Origin of the sequence: Novosphingobium sp. B-7 (assembly GCF_000410615.1) — a bacterium.
Classification (GTDB): Bacteria; Pseudomonadota; Alphaproteobacteria; order Sphingomonadales; family Sphingomonadaceae; genus Novosphingobium; species Novosphingobium capsulatum.
Window position 1 is genome coordinate 1 of sequence record NZ_APCQ01000715.1, and the last position, 413, is coordinate 413.

General features: G+C 48.9%; 1 rRNA gene. It reads left to right on the forward strand.

Annotated features, from left to right (window positions below):
* Window positions 1-413 (forward strand): 23S ribosomal RNA (locus H926_RS0107700); the annotation flags it as partial.

Genomic DNA, 413 nt, shown 5'->3' on the forward strand with positions numbered 1-413 from the left:
TTCCGAATGGGGAAACCCACCATACGTAATGGTATGGTATCCTTATCTGAATACATAGGGTAAGGAAGACAGACCCAGGGAACTGAAACATCTAAGTACCTGGAGGAAGAGAAAGCAAATGCGATTTCCTGAGTAGCGGCGAGCGAAACGGAACATAGCCCAAACCAAGAGGCTTGCCTCTTGGGGTTGTAGGACATTCTATACGGAGTTACAAAGGAACGAGGTAGACGAAGCGACCTGGAAAGGTCCGTCGTAGAGGGTAACAACCCCGTAGTCGAAACTTCGTTCTCTCTTGAATGTATCCTGAGTACGGCGGAACACGTGAAATTCCGTCGGAATCTGGGAGGACCATCTCCCAAGGCTAAATACTCCCTAGTGATCGATAGTGAACCAGTACCGTGAGGGAAAGGTGA